Source organism: Microbulbifer agarilyticus (genome assembly GCF_019800665.1).
Lineage (GTDB): Bacteria > Pseudomonadota > Gammaproteobacteria > Pseudomonadales > Cellvibrionaceae > Microbulbifer > Microbulbifer agarilyticus_C.
In genome coordinates this window covers 470,592-488,617 of record NZ_JAHVKO010000003.1, presented here as the reverse complement: position 1 = coordinate 488,617, position 18,026 = coordinate 470,592, and the positions used below count along the sequence as shown (strand labels likewise).

General features: G+C 54.8%; 13 protein-coding genes. 7 read left to right on the top strand and 6 right to left on the bottom strand.

All coding sequences use genetic code 11. The features are described from left to right. Positions 1-56 precede the first annotated feature (56 nt). On the top strand, positions 57-635 hold the full coding sequence (locus KUV22_RS07770; protein WP_222229920.1) for a YceI family protein: 579 nt from the start codon (positions 57-59) through the stop codon (positions 633-635). A gap of 53 nt (positions 636-688) precedes the next feature. Here KUV22_RS07770 and KUV22_RS07765 read toward each other — a convergent pair whose 3' ends face one another. From KUV22_RS07765 to ectA, 5 genes are all read right to left on the bottom strand, one after another. Then, entirely contained in the window at positions 689-2,107 is a 1,419-nt protein-coding gene (locus KUV22_RS07765; RefSeq protein WP_222229918.1) for a sodium/proline symporter, read from the bottom strand. Positions 2,108-2,233: 126 nt separating this feature from the next. Beyond that, positions 2,234-3,679, bottom strand: coding sequence for an aspartate kinase (locus tag KUV22_RS07760; RefSeq protein ID WP_222229916.1), 1,446 nt, complete (start codon positions 3,677-3,679; stop codon positions 2,234-2,236). 126 nt (positions 3,680-3,805) lie between these two features. Then, on the bottom strand, positions 3,806-4,210 hold the full coding sequence (locus KUV22_RS07755; RefSeq protein WP_077400717.1) for an ectoine synthase: 405 nt from the start codon (positions 4,208-4,210) through the stop codon (positions 3,806-3,808). A 44-nt stretch (positions 4,211-4,254) separates the two neighbouring features. Continuing rightward, positions 4,255-5,577: a diaminobutyrate--2-oxoglutarate transaminase gene (ectB, locus tag KUV22_RS07750; protein ID WP_222229914.1), complete on the bottom strand. Its 1,323-nt coding sequence runs from the start codon at positions 5,575-5,577 to the stop codon at positions 4,255-4,257. 60 nt (positions 5,578-5,637) lie between these two features. Then, positions 5,638-6,219, bottom strand: coding sequence for a diaminobutyrate acetyltransferase (ectA, locus tag KUV22_RS07745; protein WP_315856889.1), 582 nt, complete (start codon positions 6,217-6,219; stop codon positions 5,638-5,640). A 398-nt stretch (positions 6,220-6,617) separates the two neighbouring features. Between ectA and KUV22_RS07740 the strand changes: the two genes are divergently transcribed. The 4 genes from KUV22_RS07740 (at position 6,618) to KUV22_RS07725 (ending at position 14,164) form a co-directional block, all read left to right on the top strand. Next, positions 6,618-7,151, top strand: coding sequence for a MarR family winged helix-turn-helix transcriptional regulator (locus KUV22_RS07740; protein WP_077400711.1), 534 nt, complete (start codon positions 6,618-6,620; stop codon positions 7,149-7,151). Between the two features lie 573 nt (positions 7,152-7,724). Next, the gene (locus KUV22_RS07735) at positions 7,725-8,747 is read left to right on the top strand and encodes an FHA domain-containing protein (RefSeq protein WP_222229912.1); all 1,023 of its coding nucleotides are present in this window, start codon (positions 7,725-7,727) and stop codon (positions 8,745-8,747) included. Between the two features lie 98 nt (positions 8,748-8,845). After that, positions 8,846-11,503: a serine/threonine-protein kinase gene (locus tag KUV22_RS07730; protein WP_222229910.1), complete on the top strand. Its 2,658-nt coding sequence runs from the start codon at positions 8,846-8,848 to the stop codon at positions 11,501-11,503. 36 nt (positions 11,504-11,539) lie between these two features. Then, positions 11,540-14,164: a serine/threonine-protein kinase gene (locus tag KUV22_RS07725; RefSeq protein ID WP_222229909.1), complete on the top strand. Its 2,625-nt coding sequence runs from the start codon at positions 11,540-11,542 to the stop codon at positions 14,162-14,164. On the opposite strand, the gene KUV22_RS07720 is transcribed toward KUV22_RS07725, so the two are convergent. After that, positions 14,165-14,632 (bottom strand): hypothetical protein, encoded by a 468-nt coding sequence (locus KUV22_RS07720; protein WP_222229906.1) that lies wholly within the window; start codon positions 14,630-14,632, stop codon positions 14,165-14,167. Positions 14,633-15,545: 913 nt separating this feature from the next. On the opposite strand from KUV22_RS07720, the gene KUV22_RS07715 reads away from it, so the two are divergent. Together KUV22_RS07715 and KUV22_RS07710 are read left to right on the top strand one after the other, a co-directional pair. After that, entirely contained in the window at positions 15,546-16,937 is a 1,392-nt protein-coding gene (locus KUV22_RS07715; RefSeq protein WP_261319265.1) for a S1C family serine protease, read from the top strand. Then, complete coding sequence (locus KUV22_RS07710) at positions 16,928-17,965, top strand: FHA domain-containing protein (RefSeq protein ID WP_222229904.1); 1,038 nt, start codon at positions 16,928-16,930, stop codon at positions 17,963-17,965. The genes KUV22_RS07715 and KUV22_RS07710 overlap by 10 nt, the downstream gene beginning before the upstream one ends. Positions 17,966-18,026 lie beyond the last annotated feature (61 nt).

The following is an 18,026-nucleotide window of genomic DNA, read 5'->3' as shown; positions in this document are numbered from 1 at the left end:
ATCATCATTTGAACCTAGTTAACCCAGTAATAACCCTGAAACAGGAAACCCGCTCAATGAAAAAAATCGCAACCTTTTTGTTTGCCGCGCTGGTAGCCGGCTCCATCAGCACCACCGCTAACGCCGCCGAGTACAAGTTCGACACCAAGGGCGCTCATGCGTTTGTACAGTTCCGCATCAAGCACCTGGGTTACAGCTGGCTGTATGGCCGTTTCGACAAGTTCGACGGCAACTTCGTCTACGACGAAGCCAAGCCCGAAGCGTCTACCGTGCAGGTAACCGTGGACACCACCAGCCTGAACAGCAACCACGCCGAGCGCGACAAGCACTTGCGCGGTAAAGACTTTCTGAATGTTGCGGACTTCCCCACCGCCACCTTCAAGAGCACCAGCTTTGAACCCAATGGCGAAGGCAAGGCGCTGCTGAAGGGCGACCTGACCCTGCACGGTGTTACCAAGCCGATCACCATCGACGTGACCGAGATTGGCGGCGGCCAGGACCCGTGGGGCGGCTACCGTCAGGGCTTCACCGGCACCACCGAATTCAAACTGAAAGACTTCGGTATCGACTACGACCTGGGCCCTGCGTCTCAAACCGTAGAGATGATTCTGGATGTTGAAGGTATTCGCCTTTAACCACCCGCCTCAACCAAATACAAAAAAGCCCGGCTTAATGCCGGGCTTTTTCTTTATGCATTTACTGTGCGTGCAACCGTCGCTCGGGCCAACAGCTGGCCCACCCCATACACGACAAGACCCATTAAAATTCCGGGCATCCCTTCATAGATGTGTGCGTGCCAGCCAAGCCAACGCCAACCCAGTGCCGTCGCCAGTCCCAATAAACTCATTATGATGGCCAGCTTCTGTGAAGGGCGACCACCGGCGGCCAGAACCATCAACAACGGTGCAAAAGCGGAAGACAGTGCAGACCAGCTCATCACCACCAGGCTAAATACACTTTGTTCGTTTAACAGCGCCCAAGCCACCGCCAGCGAAGTAATGGCGACCGTCGCCAACTTAAGGATCCGGGTGCTCTCCGTGCGCTCAGGAAGGAGATCGTGGGTCAGTGCTGCAGAGCAACTCAGAACAAGTGAGTCGGCGGTGGACATGGTGGCAGCAAAAATACCTGCCAGAATCAATCCAACCAATACCGGCGACAGTAATTCCATCGCCATCATCGGAAGCGCTAGTTCCGCATCAAATGCACCCGACTCACTGAGAAGAATTCGCGATAACATGCCCACACCGGTGGCCATCCCATAAAATAAGATGAACCACAGGTAATACCAACAGCGTGCGCGCACCATGTTACCCACATCATCCAACGCCATAAAACGCACCATGACATGAGGTTGCCCCACCACAGAAATACCCGCAAATACCCAGCTCATTACAAACAACGCAGCCCCCCCAATGCCGGGTATTAACAAGTCGCTGGGGTACCAGTTTAAGAACCCCGGCACCTGCCCCATGGCACTCCAAGCGGCACCAACACCGCCAACGGATTGGGTTGCCACAACCAGCACTGTGGCCATCGCCAGCACCATCACTAGCGACTGGGCCACGTCAGTCCAAATAGACGCGCGGATGCCGCCGGCAAGACAGTAAGCCGCGACAATCACACCGCCGATAACCGCACCACTCCAGATAGGCAAGTCCAGCACCACATACAGTGCCTTGCTACCAGCCACCAGCTGCGCACTGGCATAGGCAAGCAGAAATAGCAGAGAAAGTATGCCGGCCAGTCTCTGCCAGGCGCCAAAGCGTGTACCCTGCCAGCAAGCGAGCACACCGGCATAGCTTGATTCACCACTGCGCTTTGCCGCCTGACGCAGGTTGCGATGTATCCATAGGGAGCCGAGGAAATCACCGAGAATCCAGCCAACCATTAACCAAATAGAGGCAAGGCCGGTGACATAGGTGTAGCCGATGACACCGATAAACATGTAGCCGCTGTTATTGGTGGCCACGGCTGAGAGCCCCACCAGCATTGGTGACACATCGTGGCTTGCCAGATAATAGTCACTTTTGGTACCGCGACTTTTCCGGTAAGAGCTAATTCCCACTGCGGCAAACAGGGAAAGAAAGAACAAAAAACTGATTAGCACGGCTAGCCTCTTAAAACAGCAATACGATCGCTAGTGGTTATTATTGCGGCTGTTAAACACTGCTTGGACAAGCCGTTCTAGGAAAGCGCCGCCAGCAGCACTGGCGGCCAAACAAAAACGAGAGAATCAGGCTGCGCAGATGGCTTCGCCATGCTCATGCACTTCCACCAGTGCGGCGTGCAAACTCTTAACCGCAACCTCGTAATGACTCTCGTCAATCACGAACTGCATATCAACCTGACGCATGGACTGGTGCACCGCGAGAATGCTGATACCGGATTGCGCCAATGTACCAACGGCGCCGGACAGCATGCCGGGCACTTTCATGTCACTGCCGATGGCAGAAACCACTGCAACTTTACGTACCTGCAGATCGCAGTCCGGGAATTGTTCACCAATCACCTTTTTAATTCGCTTTACGGTCTTCAGGTTACTGCTCAGATAATATGTGATGGTGTTGGCGTTGGTATCTTTGGTCACTACTGCACCCTTAAACCGGGCGATAATGCCGTTGATCACACCGTCGTAGCTAGTGAGGCTACCCATCATGTCCTGGTCGAAGCACTCCACCGCGTAAATGCCTTTACGCCCGGCGATGATTTCCACCCGCGGTGTATCACTAACGTAATCACCGGTCACCAACGTGCCGCGGTGTTCCGGCTCAAAGGTATTCATGACGCGCAGCGGGATTTCCTTCTGGCGCAGCCCCTTGGCCGCGCGCGGGTGGATGGCCTCCATTCCCAGGTTGGCCAGTTGATCGGCCACATCGTAATTGGTGCGGCCAATGGGTACCGCCTGCTCTTCACCGACCAGACGAGGGTCGGCACTACTGAGGTGATACTCTTTGTGGATAATTGCTTCACTGGCACCGGTAATAGCCGCGATACGGCTGAAGGTCATTTCACTATAGCCACGGGCGAAGGTTTTCATCAGCCCCTCAGCAGTGTGTGCATAACCAGTCGCTATGGGAAGTTCATTATCGAAGTCCACACCCGCAAAGGCTCGCTCGATACGCTGATCGAGAGTCAGGTGCTCGCCGTCGCGCCAACCGGTCAGGTCTACAAAACGGGCATTCACACCTTCCTGCCGTAGCAGCTGTGCCATGTTCCAGGCACTGTGCGCCTCACCCAAACTGGCAAGCATTTCCCGAACCACATCCAGGTGGCCCTCAAGGGCAAAGTGGCCGTGCTGGCAGACTCGCTCCAGGTCACCAAGACAATTGGCGGTGTCATTCAAACGCTCAGCAATAAACCCGTTGGCCTTAGCCAGGGTCACTTCATCAGTGAACAGCTGAGCGTTCAGCTCTTCCATATGTACGCGCAAGGCGGCTATCGCATCAGACCATTCGCGCTCATCATCGGCGCCGGCAAACAACGCAAAAATTCCCGGGCGGCCGGATTTCTTATGTTCCAGCAGCATATCGGTAATACCGCCGTACGCAGATACCACGAACACACGCCCGTACAAACCTTCCGTTTCTGCCTTGCCGTTTTTTAAAATGATGTTGTCACGTACTGCGGGGTAGTCGCTCATGGACGTACCACCGATTTTTTCAACCGTATGTGCCTTCATGGATTCCTTGCTTTTACCGCGTTCAAACTTCCGATTTAAGCCAATGTCATTTGCGAAGGTGGCGTCTCGGCCGTCGCACCAAAACTCCGCTGCTGTATTCTGCATAGCCAGTGGATAACAGGGCGTCTATTTTACGTCCATCACCTCTTCCGCTTGCAGCTCATATGCACCTTCTGCATTGTGTACTTCCTTGCCGTTGAGTGGCGGGTTAAACACACAGGCCATTTTCATCTCCGACTTTGCCTTGAGCACATGCTTGTCATTCTTATCCAATATGTAGATCGTGCCCGGGGTAATTTCATGTACCACGCCATCGGCTTCCGCCATAACCGAACCCTCGCCGGAGATACAGTAAACCGATTCCAGATGGTTCTGGTAATGCAGGTTCAGGTTCGCACCTTCGTAAATCGTGGTGATGTGGAAAGAAAAACCCATATTGTCGTTCTTCAGTAGAAGGCGGGTGCTTTCCCAACCTTCAGATACAACGCGGCGGTCTGTCTGTTCGGCTTCTTGTAGCTTTCTTACAATCATTTCTATCTCTGTCTCAATTCTTTGATCGAATCTAATATTCGGATTTAAGCTGCACCGGCCAGTGTTTGCTCTTCGAACTCAGTGGCAAAGAAATTACGCTCTACCGGCACACCTTCGCCTTTCACGGCCTTGGACACGGCAGCCTCGATGATATCCAATGCTCGGGTCAGGTTGGCATCGGTAATAGTCAGTGGGCAAAGGGTTTTCACCACATGGTCATCAGCGCCACTGGTTTCGATCACCAGACCGTTGCGGAAGGCTTCCGAGGTGATTTTGTCCGCCAAGTCGCCACTGACGCAGTTCAGTCCGCGGAACATGCCGCGGCCGCGCGTGGTCATGTTGCCATCACCGTACTTATCGACAATGCGCTCCAGGCGCTGCTCAATGTACTCACCCTTACGCAGCACATCGCGCGCAAAAGTATCGTCACTCCAGTAATGATTGATGGCAGCCGCAGCAGTAACGAAGGCCAGGTTGTTGCCACGAAATGTACCGTTATGCTCACCGGGCTTCCATTGATCCAGATCCGGTTTCATCAACACAACCGCAAACGGTAAGCCATAGCCACTAAGCGATTTGGACATGGTGACGATGTCCGGGACAATACCGGCCTCTTCAAAACTGAAGTAACTGCCAGTACGGCCACAGCCCGCTTGAATGTCATCAACGATCAGTAGTACATCGTGCTTGGTACATACAGACTGCAGGTTACGCAGCCACTCGATACTGGCCGCATTGATGCCGCCCTCACCCTGCACCGTCTCCACCAGTACTGCTGCGGGGTGGTCAATACCGCTAGAAGAGTCACTCAGGACCTTATCCAGATATGCGGTGGTATCGATGCCGTCACCCAAATAGCCCTCGTAAGGCATACGGGTAACACCGCTCATACTCACACCCGAGGCGCCGCGATGATGGGAATTACCGGTAGCAGCCAGAGCAGCCAAACTGCATCCGTGAAAACCGTTGGTAAAGGAGATTATATTTTCGCGGCCTTTGTATTTGCGCGCAATCTTCAGCGCTGCTTCCACCGCATTGGTACCAGTAGGGCCAGTGAACTGCACCACATAGCTCAGGTTACGTGGCTGCAAAATTTTCTCGGAGAACACCTCCAGAAACTCACGCTTGGCCTTGGTATGCAGGTCCAGTCCGTGAGTAATACCGTCTTGCTGAATGTAATCCAGCAGTGCTTCCTTAAACACAGGATTGTTGTGGCCATAATTCAGGGTGCCTGCACCGGCGAGGAAGTCCAGATACTGATTGCCCTCCTCATCGTACAGGTACTCCCCTTGAGCCTTATTAAACACCCGCGGGAAAGCGCGGGCATAGCTCATGACTTCGGACTCAATCTCATCAAAGATTTTCACAAGGCAACCTTTATTTGGTGGTTGGTTTTAAATACTGGAACAGAAATTCGGGCGGAGCACTCAGCGCATGGATTCTGCTGGCGCAATGGGGCCGATGCGTACCAACAGCTCACTGTCATGCGCACCGTTGAAGTGGCGATCGCGGTCAAACATCACTGAATCGCACAAACTCGCCTGCAGCTTGGCTGCGAGACTACGAAATAACGCCCAAGAGGCGGCATTGTCTGGCGTAATGGTGGTTTCAAGGTGAGTGACCGAAGCACAGGCGGTGCGCGACAGGATTTCTCGGAGCATGCGGCCAGCTAGGCCTTCACCGCGGCCGCGCTCTGCTACCGCCACCTGCCAAATAAACAAGGTGTCAGAACGGTCAGGAAGGATGTAACCGGAGATGAACCCAACCAGCTCACCATCGCGCTCCGCGGCAACACTGGTCTGGGAAAAGTGGGTAGCCTGCAACAAATTGCAGTATAGGGAGTTGGTATCCAGCGGCGGACAATTCGCGACCAACGAGTGTACGCGGGCCCCATCTTGACTCTGCGGGAGGCGCAACTGAACCGAAGTGGCCTTGTTTTGCACAGCAACGCCCTCTTGCGGTGCGCTGCCACCACCCAGTTCCACGTCGCACCCATCTACTGTACTCAAACCAATACCGCCCTATAAATATTTAGTCATCAAACTGTTAGAGCAGTATGTGCATGACATCAAAAAAAACATAATCCAGCCAAAATGGTGGGATTCCGCTTGAAATTCATTCAATTTCGTAAAAAAATATTTACGACTCTAAACATTTATATCAATAGTACTCTAAATATTATCGCGTAGACAAGGTGAAATCTTGAACAGAATCGAGGGAGTAGGGCATATGAGCGGCCTTGTGACGCACCCAAATAGCGCGCACCAACCCGGCCCTAACCGGTGGAATACACATTCTACGGGCAGCCCAAACACCAATAGATTTACTGACCGATTGACAAACCGACAGCAGAATTCAAAATCGGCCACGTGTAGAAACCCATCACTAATCCGAGAATGTGCTGCCGATGGATAAAATCGAAGAAGTATTGACCACTCTGCGCCGCCTGATTCGCGCCACCGACCTACACTCCAAGCAACTGGTGAAAACTGCCGGACTCACTGCGCCGCAACTGTTGCTGCTACAGGCAATTCGAGAACAGGGACAGGTCACCATCGGCGCGCTGGCCAAAGAAATCAGCCTAAGTCAGGCTACGGTTACTACGGTACTCGACCGCCTGGAAAAGCGCGGTCTGGTGTACCGGGAGCGCTCACAGGAAGACAAGCGCAAAGTGCACGCCTACCTCACCGACAAAGGCGCAGATATTATTCGCGATGCACCAACCCCACTGCAGGAACACTTCGTCAAACAGTTCCGCGACCTGCGCGAATGGGAACAATCCATGATCATCTCCTCTCTGCAACGAGTGGCACTAATGATGGACGCTGAGCATATCGATGCTTCCCCGGTGTTGGATGTGGGAGAACTCGACCGCAAGGATAGCCGCAAACTACCCGCGCAAGACGCAACAAAACCACCCGGCAATTCTGAGGAAAGCTAAAGGGCCCCGACACATCGCCGGGCACTCCAGCACAAAATCAGTGCAATTATGCCGAACCAGCCACCTCACGAATTCCGCTAAAAACGCAAAAACTCGCCATCAAATTGTACGGCCGTGCAATTAGGGTGCTATTTCCCCTAATTTGCCCCCAAGGTCGTTGCATTCAAAGCGAAGTCGGGTATAAAGGACGGGCAACACTAGAGTGGCTGCAGGTCTGTTGACTAGGAAGAAGTCAGCAACAGACTTGTGATCACTAATACAAGACAGCGGTGAACAGCTGTCGCGGCGAAAACAAACGAATCCGCAATACTTTCGTATATCGATAGACGACAACGCTTCGGACAGGTGCACCCTTTCCGTAGATCGTTCTGATTGTCTATATCCGCGACCGCACCCGGGGCTAAAAACAGAGTGGTAAACCCATTCGCCCAACCGTGCACAAGGCCGTGCCCGGCACAACAAATTCCGGCCACCCTGTCTTGCAATTTCTGTTCAGATTTTCGGCAACTGCAGCCGTTTTGACAGCTGCACCGCGCCGTTTTTTTGTGCAGCTCTTAGGGGAAAGGACAAATCATGGCTTGCTTGCAGCACCCGGACCGGGATCAACCCGTCTACCTGTTGGCCCATCACACCGTTGGCCGCCGCCAGGGAGTCGCGGACACGCGTATCACCTTGCCGGAAATTTCCGGTATTCACGCTGCCATCCAATGGACTGGCAGCCACTGGATTATTCGCGACGTCAGCCGCAACGGTACCTGGGTCAATGGCCAGCAACTTATCCCCGCCAAAAACCAGCAATTACAGCTGGGTGACAAGATTACCTTTGGCCGCGCCACCAACCCCGAATGGAAGGTAGAAAACCTCGACCCGCCGGAAAACCTGCTGATCGACCTGGAAACCGGCGAAGCCACCACCCTCGAGTCCTACCATCTGCTGCCGGACGAACACGACCCCATTGCCAGCCTGCACTTCAACCCCACCAATGGGGTGTGGATTTACGAGTTCCTCGACTGCGAAGAAAACAGCGATAACGCTAAAGTGGTGAGTCACGGTGCGCGTGTCGATTGTGCGCGCAACAGCTGGCAACTGTTCCTTGGCAACAGCCAGGGCACCACCACCGAGCTCTCCCTCAAGAACCTGTGCATCGCCGACTTCCGCCTGCGCTATACCGTGAGCCATCACGAGGAACACGTGCAACTGCAACTGCTGAAGGACGACATGAAGCAGGATTTGCCGGCACGCTCGCACAACTACCTGCTGCTTTACCTGGCCCGTGCGCGCATCAGCGACATCAAGCGCGGTGTCGACCCCGCCGACCAGGGCTGGGTTGCGGTGGACCTCGCCACCCGCGAGCTGGGCATCACCATCAACCACCTGAACACGCAGATTTTCCGCGCACGCAAACAGATCGCCGACAGCCTGCCCGATGCCATTGATACCTCACAGCTGGTAGAGCGCCGCGCGTATGAAATGCGCCTCGGCTGCACCCAGCTGGATATCTTCAAAGGCTCTCAGAGGGAAGAACTGGAAGCCTCTACCGGTGAATACCCTCTTGCCAAAGAGCCTGCACAGGAGAGCGACCTGACGCCGGCCTGATCGCCGGCCCAGCCTCGATCAGAGGCCCCTTTGCAAGGAGCAAGTTGGAATCCACGGACGGCGGTTTTTCCCGTAGATTTGTTTACCGCAGTCATCACATGCAATCTGAGCAGTTACCGTTTTATATCGGCCGTTACCACGCCACCGCCAGACTCGGGTCCGGCGGCATGGGCGTGGTTTACCTAGCCACCGACGAACGCCTCAACCGCCAGGTGGCGATCAAAAAACTGCTCCGCAACCCCAACAGCAGCAACGCCGACGAACGCATCCGCCGCGAGGCGTTACTACTCGCCCAGCTCAACCACAGCAATATTGTCCAGCTCTACGATGTGGTAGACACAGACAATGGCATCGCGCTGGTGATGGAATACGTCGATGGCTGCAGCCTCGACCGCTGGCAAAAGGAACGCTCGCCAGACCTGATTCAAAAACTGCAACTGATCAAGCAAATCTGCAGCGGCCTTACCCGCGCGCACAGTGCCGGCATTATTCACCGGGACCTAAAAGCCGAAAACATCCTGGTGGACAACGGCGGCACCATCAAGATTACCGACTTCGGTATTGCCAAAAACTGGCAGGAAGACAGCGGCCTCACCCGCGAACAGCATGTGGCCGGGAGCTGGGGCGCCATGTCGCCGGAACAGGCCCAGGGTAAACCCCTCGACAACCGCAGCGACCTCTTCTCCCTCGGGGTACTCGCCTACCGCCTGCTATGTGGGCAGAGCCCGTTTGGCGATAACAGCAGCCCCTATGTGGTTGCCGACCGTATCGTAAAGCAACCGCATGTGCCGCCCGCGCGTCTGGCTCCCGAACTGCCGCCGCAGCTGTGCCAGCTGCTGGACTTGTTGCTGGCGAAGAAGCCCGAGCAGCGCCCGATCAACGCGGCTGCGGTTGCCACCGAACTGGAAGCCCTGCTCTCGCAACTGCGCGGCAGCAATACCAGCTTTACCCGCACCCACAGCCTGACCGCCACTATCTCCGCGGATACTTTTTACCAGTACCCTGCAGAGAAACCCTCGCTCTGGCGCCGCCTGCAAATTGCCACTGGTATTGTGGTGGGCGGTGCCCTGGGTGTTGCCGCGCTGTTTGCAGGATCACAGCTGAACTGGCTGCCCACAACAGAAGAGCCCGCGCACAACCAATACATTGCCGTTCTCGAGGTTGAAGACAACCACGATGACGACAGCATCTCGCGCGAACAGCGCCTGCTGCTCAACAATGTGCACAGCGCCCTCAAACAGGGGCTGTCTAACCGCACAGGGCTCAATCTGATTTCCTTTGCGGAATCCCACAAGTTGCACGGCCAGCCCATTGCGGCACAGGCAAAGAGCCTCAATGCCGACCTGCTGCTGGTCCCCACCCTGGATTGCATCCGCCACAGCTGCGAGCTATCCATGGAGCTGCTCGACAGCAAATCGCTGGCAGTGATCGGCAATCGCAGCACGCGCCTGGCACTGGACGAGGGATTGGAAAGCCGCGCGCGGACACTGCACCAGCTCAACAACCTGCTGCCCAACTTCCCTTCCAGTGGTGCCGAACAGGCTCTGCAAATCAGTGCCGAAAACTATCAGCGCTATCTGGAAATTTACGAGCGCCGAGCCGATGAGCTGCACCAGCCCGAGCTGCTGAACGAAATGGACGCGCTGCAGCAGAAGGCGAGCAACTTTGCACCTCTATATGAACTCTACGCGCATATCGTAATTGACCACGACCTCAATAGCCGCGCCGCCGAGGCCGTCGAGCGCCTGCAGGGCTTTTTACAGCGCGCGCCGGCATCATTGGCAAATACGCCCCAGCTGCTGATCAGCGAACTGCGCCTGGCCATCCACGCTAATGATCCGGGCCGCGCGGAAGCGCTGCTCGCGCGTCTGGAGCTGATCCTGCCGGACAAGGCCAGCTACTACCAGCTGAGCGCCATGTATCAGGAACAGCGCGGCAACTACGACCAGGCCCTGCAGGAAATCAACAAGGCCCTGCAACTGCGCACCAGTTACGGCTACCTGATCCAGAAAGCCCTGGCGGAGACCCGCGGCGGCGATATGACCTCAGCCAACCAGACCCTGCGCGAAGCCATCGCACTGAATGGCGACCACATCGCGGCGGTATCGCTGCTCGCCAGCAACCAGCTGGATTTGGGGGAAACCGGGGAAACCGTGCGCCTGCTGTCCGAGGCCGGCGTGGACAGCATTGGCCCGTTGGACCTGTATAACCTGTGTCTGGCCTACTACATCGAAAAACAGTACGGCGAGGCCCGCGGCTGCTTCGACCGCGTCAACCAACTCTCCCCCAAAGATGCCGAAGCCTATATGTATCAGGCAGAGATTGCCTACGAACTCAACGAACACAAAACCGCACTGAACTTTGCCCGCCGCGCGCTGCGTGCATCCCAGAACCGCGACGACTGGGAGGGGCTGCTGATGCAGGCCCGCGCCTATGCCGAACTCGGCCAGCCGGAAAAAGCGGTAGAGAACCTGATCAAGATCCGTCGCGATGCCCCGGACGACCTGTACACCAATTACGCCCGGGCCCAGGTATACATCACCACCGGAGACCTGCTCTCCGCCAAGGCGCATATGCGCAAAACCCTGGAGCATGGGATATCCCCCATCTGGTATTACACGCCGCGGTTTGCCAAAATCTGCACTATCCCCAGCTTCGACGACCTGCGGCAGCAATATCCAGGGCTATGCGGCGGCAAGGGGAAGAATAAAAAAGAGGGCAATTCCCAGCTTGCCCTCAATGGGACCCAGGAGTAACGGGTTCGGGCTCAACCACACAATGAAGCGACGCAGATGGATATTGCAGATCCCGAGGTTGTACGGAAAAACAACGCAACCGATGCTCCCCAGGAAACACCGGAGTTAGGCAGCGACCGCTACCGCATCCACAGCACTCTAGGTGCGGGCGGCATGGGTATTGTCTACCTCGCCGAAGACCTGAAGCTGCACCGCCAGGTCGCGATCAAAAAGCTCCGGGAAGACGTTGCCACACAAAATGCCCGCGAGCGCATCCAGCAGGAAGCCCGCCTGCTCGCCCAGCTCAACCACCCAAATATTGTCGCCCTGCACGATGTGCTGGAGGAAACCGCCGGCAGTGACACCAGCGTCGCCCTGGTAATGGAATATATCGAGGGCACCACACTGCGCGCGTGGATGCGCGAGCGCAGCCCCAGCCTGCAGCAGAAGCTCAGCCTGCTGATGCAGATCTGCTTAGGCCTGCAGCAGGCCCACGAACTCGGCATCATCCACCGCGACCTCAAGGCCGACAACATCCTGATCGCGGAAAACGCCAAGGGCGAGCCGGTAGCCAAGATCACCGATTTCGGCATCGCCAAATCCCAGCAGCTGGACGAGAAAACCCTCACCGCGGAAAACCAGCTGGCCGGCACCATCACCGCCATGTCGCCGGAACAGATTCTCGGTAAAACCCTCACCGCGCGCAGTGACCTGTTTAGCCTGGGCGCAATCGCGTTTGAGCTGCTTTGCGGCAGCCGTCCGTTTGAAAAACACGAAGCCGGCGCCCTGGCCATGGCCAACCGCATTACCTGTGAACCGCATATCCTGCCGCAACAGGCGTGGGCGGGTATTCCCGAGCCACTGGCGATACTACTGGACAAGCTTCTCGCCAAAGAGCCCGCGCAGCGCCCGGAAAGTGCGCAGATTGTGTATCAGGGTTTTGCCCTGCTGCACAAACAGGGAATGGAATCGGAAGCTGAAGATTTTACCGCGACTCTGACCGACCTGTTTACCCAGCAAAAAGTTAAAAGTCGCCGACGTTGGCAGCGAGTGGTTGCAGGTGTTGCCGCGACTCTGGTACTGGGGACGGGAAGCTACTGGGGCTGGAAAGAAATTACCCGACTGGAACCGCAGTATATTGCGGTGATGCCGGTGGAGATAAATGGGGAAATTCACGGAGAGGAGAGTGCCAAGGCGTTGACCAAGACTATGGTGCGCCAGGCATTGATGAATTCGGTTTCTCAGCTAAAGGCCAGTGCGCTGGTCAGCTTTGAACCGAAAGAAGAACAGGACTTTGACTCCCAGCTTCAAGAGCTCAATGACAAAGGGGTAACGGATGCTCTTTTCGCACGTCTGGAGTGTACACAGGTTCGCTGTGATACTGAGCTACAACGAATAAACCCTTCGAATGCTCAAGTTCAACGGCAAGACAACTTCATCTTCTTGACCAATAGTCGGCAGGCTGCATGGGACAGAACTGCTAGCGTCAGTTCGGCTCTCTTCCCTAAACAATATCGACACCAAAACGCCTCTATTGTTGCGATGTCTGACGAGCACTACGATCGATATATTGAGATTGCAGCTCGTACCGAAAGTCGAAACACCTCAGGTGCGGACTTAGCCACACTTAAGCAACTAATCGAAACCTATTCAGCCAACTACAACCTTTATCGCACCTATGCGGACATTACTACTTACTTGTTCTTGGAAGATGGGGAAATTGAACGCCTGAAGCAAGCATTAAACTTAATCAACTTCGGTAAAGCACAATCTGACGACCACACAGAACTCCTTGCTATTGAGTTACTTCTTCGTTCATTTGATACCGATGAGGATGCATTTGATAGAGCTTTTTCTGAGCTAAATGCGCGAGACTTCCCAAAAGCTGACCTGCTCGGTCAGTATTCAAGATTTCTGTTTTCGCAAGGAAACTATGAGTCCGGCTTAAAATACGCAAGAGAAGCTACTGCGTTAAACCCGTCAGCAGACAATCTTTATTTGATGGCACTAAATCAGATTTCTAGCGGGAAATATAATGATGCCCGTATCACCTTAAACGAGACTACTGAGAACTATCCCGAGCACTGGTCTTCCTATTCGGCGCTTGGGGTTATTGAGCTGGAAAGCGGAAACTTTTCTCAAGCAGAGATCGCAATCAAAAAAATTCCTGAAAACTTAAGAGGTTGGCGCACAAAATCAAATTTGGGGATTGTTTACTTTCTTACTGGTGAGTATGAAAAAGCCATCAAAGAATACGAAAAAGTATTATCGATATTCCCAAGTGATGCATATACATTTTCTCAAATAGGCGAAGCACAGCTTGCTCTAGGAAAAATAACCGCCGCGCAAGAAAGCTTTTCTTCCGTTCTTGAATATACTGAAAATGAATCGGGTCTAGAGTCTATTCTTAGCAGAGCTGTCGCCTTAGCAAATCTAAAGCAACACCCTGAAGCGATTCGCCTAACTCTGGAAGCAATACGATTATCCCCTTCAGATACTGATGTGAAATACACCGCCGCGCACGTTTACGCACTTTCAGGTCAGTCGGTTTCGGCTGGATTATATATGCAAGAACTTCTAAACCAAGGTATGAGCACAGAGTGGTTTAGTCTGCCGGCATTCCAGCAACTCTGCGCCCAACCTCAGGTTTCGGATCAAGTGAGAACAGCAATCTGTAACTGATTAGCGCGGTTCAAGTCGCGCATTTGGGTCAGCAGACACCACAGGATTACCGCTCGTATCTTCTGCCACCCACTTAAAAGAAAAACCATTTTCAGATTGCTTGTTTGCCTTCAGTTCAATTTCTAGAACTTGAGGGGCCTGATTCTTAACCTTGCACTTCTGGATCGCGCCGAGACCGTCATTTTCGTTATCGTAGGTATCGATACCGTCATATTTGCCCGGTTGCTTGGCAAACTCTAAGTCTGTATTAACCAATGTAACTACCAGGGTCGCCTTGCCGGAGTTGCTGGTACCTCCAGTACTTACCCCTTCAAACACAACATGGAAAGTATCGAATTCTACGCCCTCAGCATCCTTGAGAATCCATAACTGATCTGCACCAGTAGGCTCCAGAGTAAACTCCGCGGTAGTTTTACCTTTCGCCGGTACTGTAACTGTCGATTCAACGAGTTCAGCTGCTTCTGTCATTTTTCTATCCTGTACGTTTTGACTGTATCCCTGCAAACCGCCCAGGGTGATCGTTGGTCTTGAAATAATTGAATTACAAACACAGACTCAGAGTGAGAACTGAGTCACATAGCTTAATGCAACCGGCGCAGGAAATTCCATCAAATTTTGAGCAAAAAAAACCGGCAGTAAGCACGCTTACTGCCGGTAGTAAAAAGATGGTCCCAGCCATCTACGGTTACAACAACACTATCAAGAGCGAAATGAGGCATCCGTGCCTCTGTCAGGCCCTTCCACAATCCCGGCTTCCTAGGCTCTGTGGTTGCCGGGCCGGCCTGACGGTTCAGCTTGCGCTGAAGTCTTCCTGAATTGCTGACCGCACCCAATTGGGCTCTGTGGTGACGGTCAACTACCAATCCATTGGCGAAATGGTTGAAAGGCGCTGTACTGCTTGCCGATGACGGGTGCTCATCCTGAGCAACCCGATGATCCTTATCCGTAGATCCGTTTTCCTTAACGGACACCGGAAACAGGGTGTCTGCAATCCACCTTGCCGCGGCTCCTGTGAGGGCCGGGCATCGCGTCCCCTTCAACCTTGAAGTGAAATTTACGGATTTCTCTATTACAGGTCGATCACACGCCATTACACGAAATTACACGACAATTGCGTCACGCCAATTTGGCGCGTATTTAAACTACAAATTAAGCAATTATGCGGGCTGTGGAACTCTGTGCCTCTTGTTGAAACTATGTAGACGACTGGGGCACATGGAAGCACCGCGTAATGTGAAACCATTCACTACACTGTGAAATCGGTGCCCGCGCTTCACGGGTACCCTGTGTGACGCCTGTTGCTTGCTTGTTGGGCACCGGGCCTTCCCGTAAACTCGGCGGTCATTTCGCCCACAAATTAAACAGCGCTGATTTATCCACAATGCCGAGAATGTTTACGCGCCTGAATCTTCTGAGCTACCTGGCTGTCTTCTCGCTGCTTCTATATGGCAGCTTCAGCCAGGCACAAAGTTACGAACAGCTGTACAGCGATTACCGCGGCAGCCTTTACCAGATCCGCCTGATCGAACTCTCCTCCAATTCCAAATCCGGCCTCGGCTCCGGCTTCCAGATTTCCAGTGACGGCTTGATTGCCACCAACTACCACGTGGTATCCGCCGCGGTGCACGATGAAGACAAGTACGCGCTCAAGTATCTGTCGGTGGATGGCAAGGAAGGCGACCTGGAATTGCTGGATGTGGATGTCATCAATGACCTGGCCATCCTGCGGCAAAAAGGTGAACCGGGGCCAGATTACCTGCGGCTAGCACAGCAGCCGCCAAGCCGCGGTGAAACCATTGTCTCTATGGGCAACCCGCTGGACCTGGGTATGACCATTGTGCCCGGCACCTATAACGGGATCGCCAGCGGCAGTTTTTACGACCGCATCCACTTCTCCGGCTCCATCAACCCCGGCATGAGTGGCGGCCCGGTGATCAATCGCAATGGCGAGGTGGTAGGCATCAATGTGGCCACCGCCGGTAACCAAATCAGCTTTCTGGTGCCGGTGGACAAGCTCATCAACCTGCTGGAAGACTTCAAGAATGACCTGAAGAACGGCAACGGCACCCCGGAGTTGCAGCCGATCATCGACCGTCAGCTGCACAAAAACCAGCAGCGCATTATCGACGAAATACTCGGCGCCGACTGGAAGCTGCGCCCACTGGGCGACGCCATGGTGGTCGGCGAAATCGTGCCGTCGATCCAGTGCTGGGGGAACACCAGCGACGACGAAGACGAGATGATCAAGCAGGTGGCCAAGGGCTGCACCGGGCAGGATGTGGTGTACCTATCGGAAGACTTCGACACCGGGCGGGTGGAATACGAATTCTTCTGGCTGGAATCCGAGGACGACTTCCTGTCGTCGCGCTTTTACGCGGCCTATGAAGAAAATATGAGCGGCTTCTTCCCTGGTAACAGCGCCAGTGAAGAGGATGTCACCGACTTTAACTGCAAGCAGCAGTTCACCACCCAGCCGCGCAATGGCAATGCCGCCAAAACCAATGGCGCGGACAAGGAAGATAACAAAGAAGCCAGCGGTGACGAACAGAAACCACCCAAGGCCAATGGCAACCATGAGCCGGTGATTGCCCGCACCACCTACTGCGTGCGCCGCTACAAGAACTTCCCGGACCTGTTCGATGTGTTCTTTGTGAGCCTCACCGTGGACCATGAAAACCGCGCGCTGGTGAGCCACTTCACCCTGTCCGGATTCACCCAGAAGTCGGCCACCGCCTTTACCCAGAAGTTTGTGAGCGAAATCCAATGGCACTGATTATTGAGACCATAGATCGTGCCCACCGGGTGTGTAACCGCTTCCGGATGGAGGGCGACCGCGCGACCCTCGGCCGCTGCTACAGCAACGAGGTGATGCTGGAAGACCCGCATGTGGACCCGGTGCACGCAGAAGTACTGAAGGACGACGACGGCTGTTACGTCCTGCACGACCTGAAGAGCCTCAACGGCATGCGCCTGATGCGCAACTTCCGCGACAAGTCGGTAAAGCCGATGGATGTGGATGCCTACCAGATCCAGTGTGGCGATGAGGTGCAGCTGGGCAAGAGCCGGGTGCGTTTTATTGACTCGGCCATGAGCGTGTCGCCGGCCATTCCGCTGCATTCGGCAGAAAACGTGTTCGACCGCCTGGCGACGCCACTGGTCGCCATACTGCTGTGCCTGCTGGTCGCCGGTATCAGCCTGTGGCTCGCGTTCCTCGGCAGCACCAGCGAATTCCCCTGGACCCGCGTGGTGGAGGTACTGACCGATGTGATCTTCGGCCTGCTGATCTACGCCGCTGCTTGGGCATTTATCGGCAAGGTGGTGAAGCACGAATCACACTTCCTCGCCCACTTTTCCATCGCCGCTACGGCGGCCCTGGTGTACGCCGCCTGGCAGTGGTTCGGCTCGCTGCTCAATTTCAACTATTCCATTCACCATGCGATACCGTTGCTCAACATCCTGGCGCTGGCGGTGATCCTGCCGGTGATGCTGTGGTGCGCGGCCTATCTGGCCCTGAATATTGCGCCGCACTGGCGCCTGGTGGCCTCCATTGTGCTGCCCTGGTGTTTCCTCGGCTTTCTGGCCGCGGTGGAAATTGGCCGCATGGACGAGTTCAGTGGCTCGCCGGAAGTGTCCAAGGAACTGAAGTCAAAGACCCTGCTGTGGCGCAAGCCGGTGCCCATGGACGAGTTCCTCGCGGCTACTCCGGCCCTGTTCGATATCCCCATCAAAAAGGATAAGGACGATAAAAAGGCCGAGAAAAGCACCGAGTCAAAAACACCGGCGAGCGCCGAAGGCGAATGAGCAGACAGGTTATTGGCCACGGCTAATTATCACCACACGGTCGAACTCTGTGCCGCGAACG

Excerpts from the sequence above, each read along its gene's own strand:
- KUV22_RS07770 (WP_222229920.1), top strand. The coding sequence starts at position 57 with ATGAAAAAAATCGCAACCTTTTTGTTTGCCGCGCTGGTAGCCGGCTCC.
- KUV22_RS07760 (WP_222229916.1), bottom strand. The coding sequence starts at position 3,679 with ATGAAGGCACATACGGTTGAAAAAATCGGTGGTACGTCCATGAGCGAC.
- KUV22_RS07755 (WP_077400717.1), bottom strand. The coding sequence starts at position 4,210 with ATGATTGTAAGAAAGCTACAAGAAGCCGAACAGACAGACCGCCGCGTT.
- KUV22_RS07740 (WP_077400711.1), top strand. The coding sequence starts at position 6,618 with ATGGATAAAATCGAAGAAGTATTGACCACTCTGCGCCGCCTGATTCGC.
- KUV22_RS07735 (WP_222229912.1), top strand. The coding sequence starts at position 7,725 with ATGGCTTGCTTGCAGCACCCGGACCGGGATCAACCCGTCTACCTGTTG.
- KUV22_RS07730 (WP_222229910.1), top strand. The coding sequence starts at position 8,846 with ATGCAATCTGAGCAGTTACCGTTTTATATCGGCCGTTACCACGCCACC.
- KUV22_RS07725 (WP_222229909.1), top strand. The coding sequence starts at position 11,540 with ATGGATATTGCAGATCCCGAGGTTGTACGGAAAAACAACGCAACCGAT.
- KUV22_RS07720 (WP_222229906.1), bottom strand. The coding sequence starts at position 14,632 with ATGACAGAAGCAGCTGAACTCGTTGAATCGACAGTTACAGTACCGGCG.
- KUV22_RS07715 (WP_261319265.1), top strand. The coding sequence starts at position 15,546 with ATGCCGAGAATGTTTACGCGCCTGAATCTTCTGAGCTACCTGGCTGTC.
- KUV22_RS07710 (WP_222229904.1), top strand. The coding sequence starts at position 16,928 with ATGGCACTGATTATTGAGACCATAGATCGTGCCCACCGGGTGTGTAAC.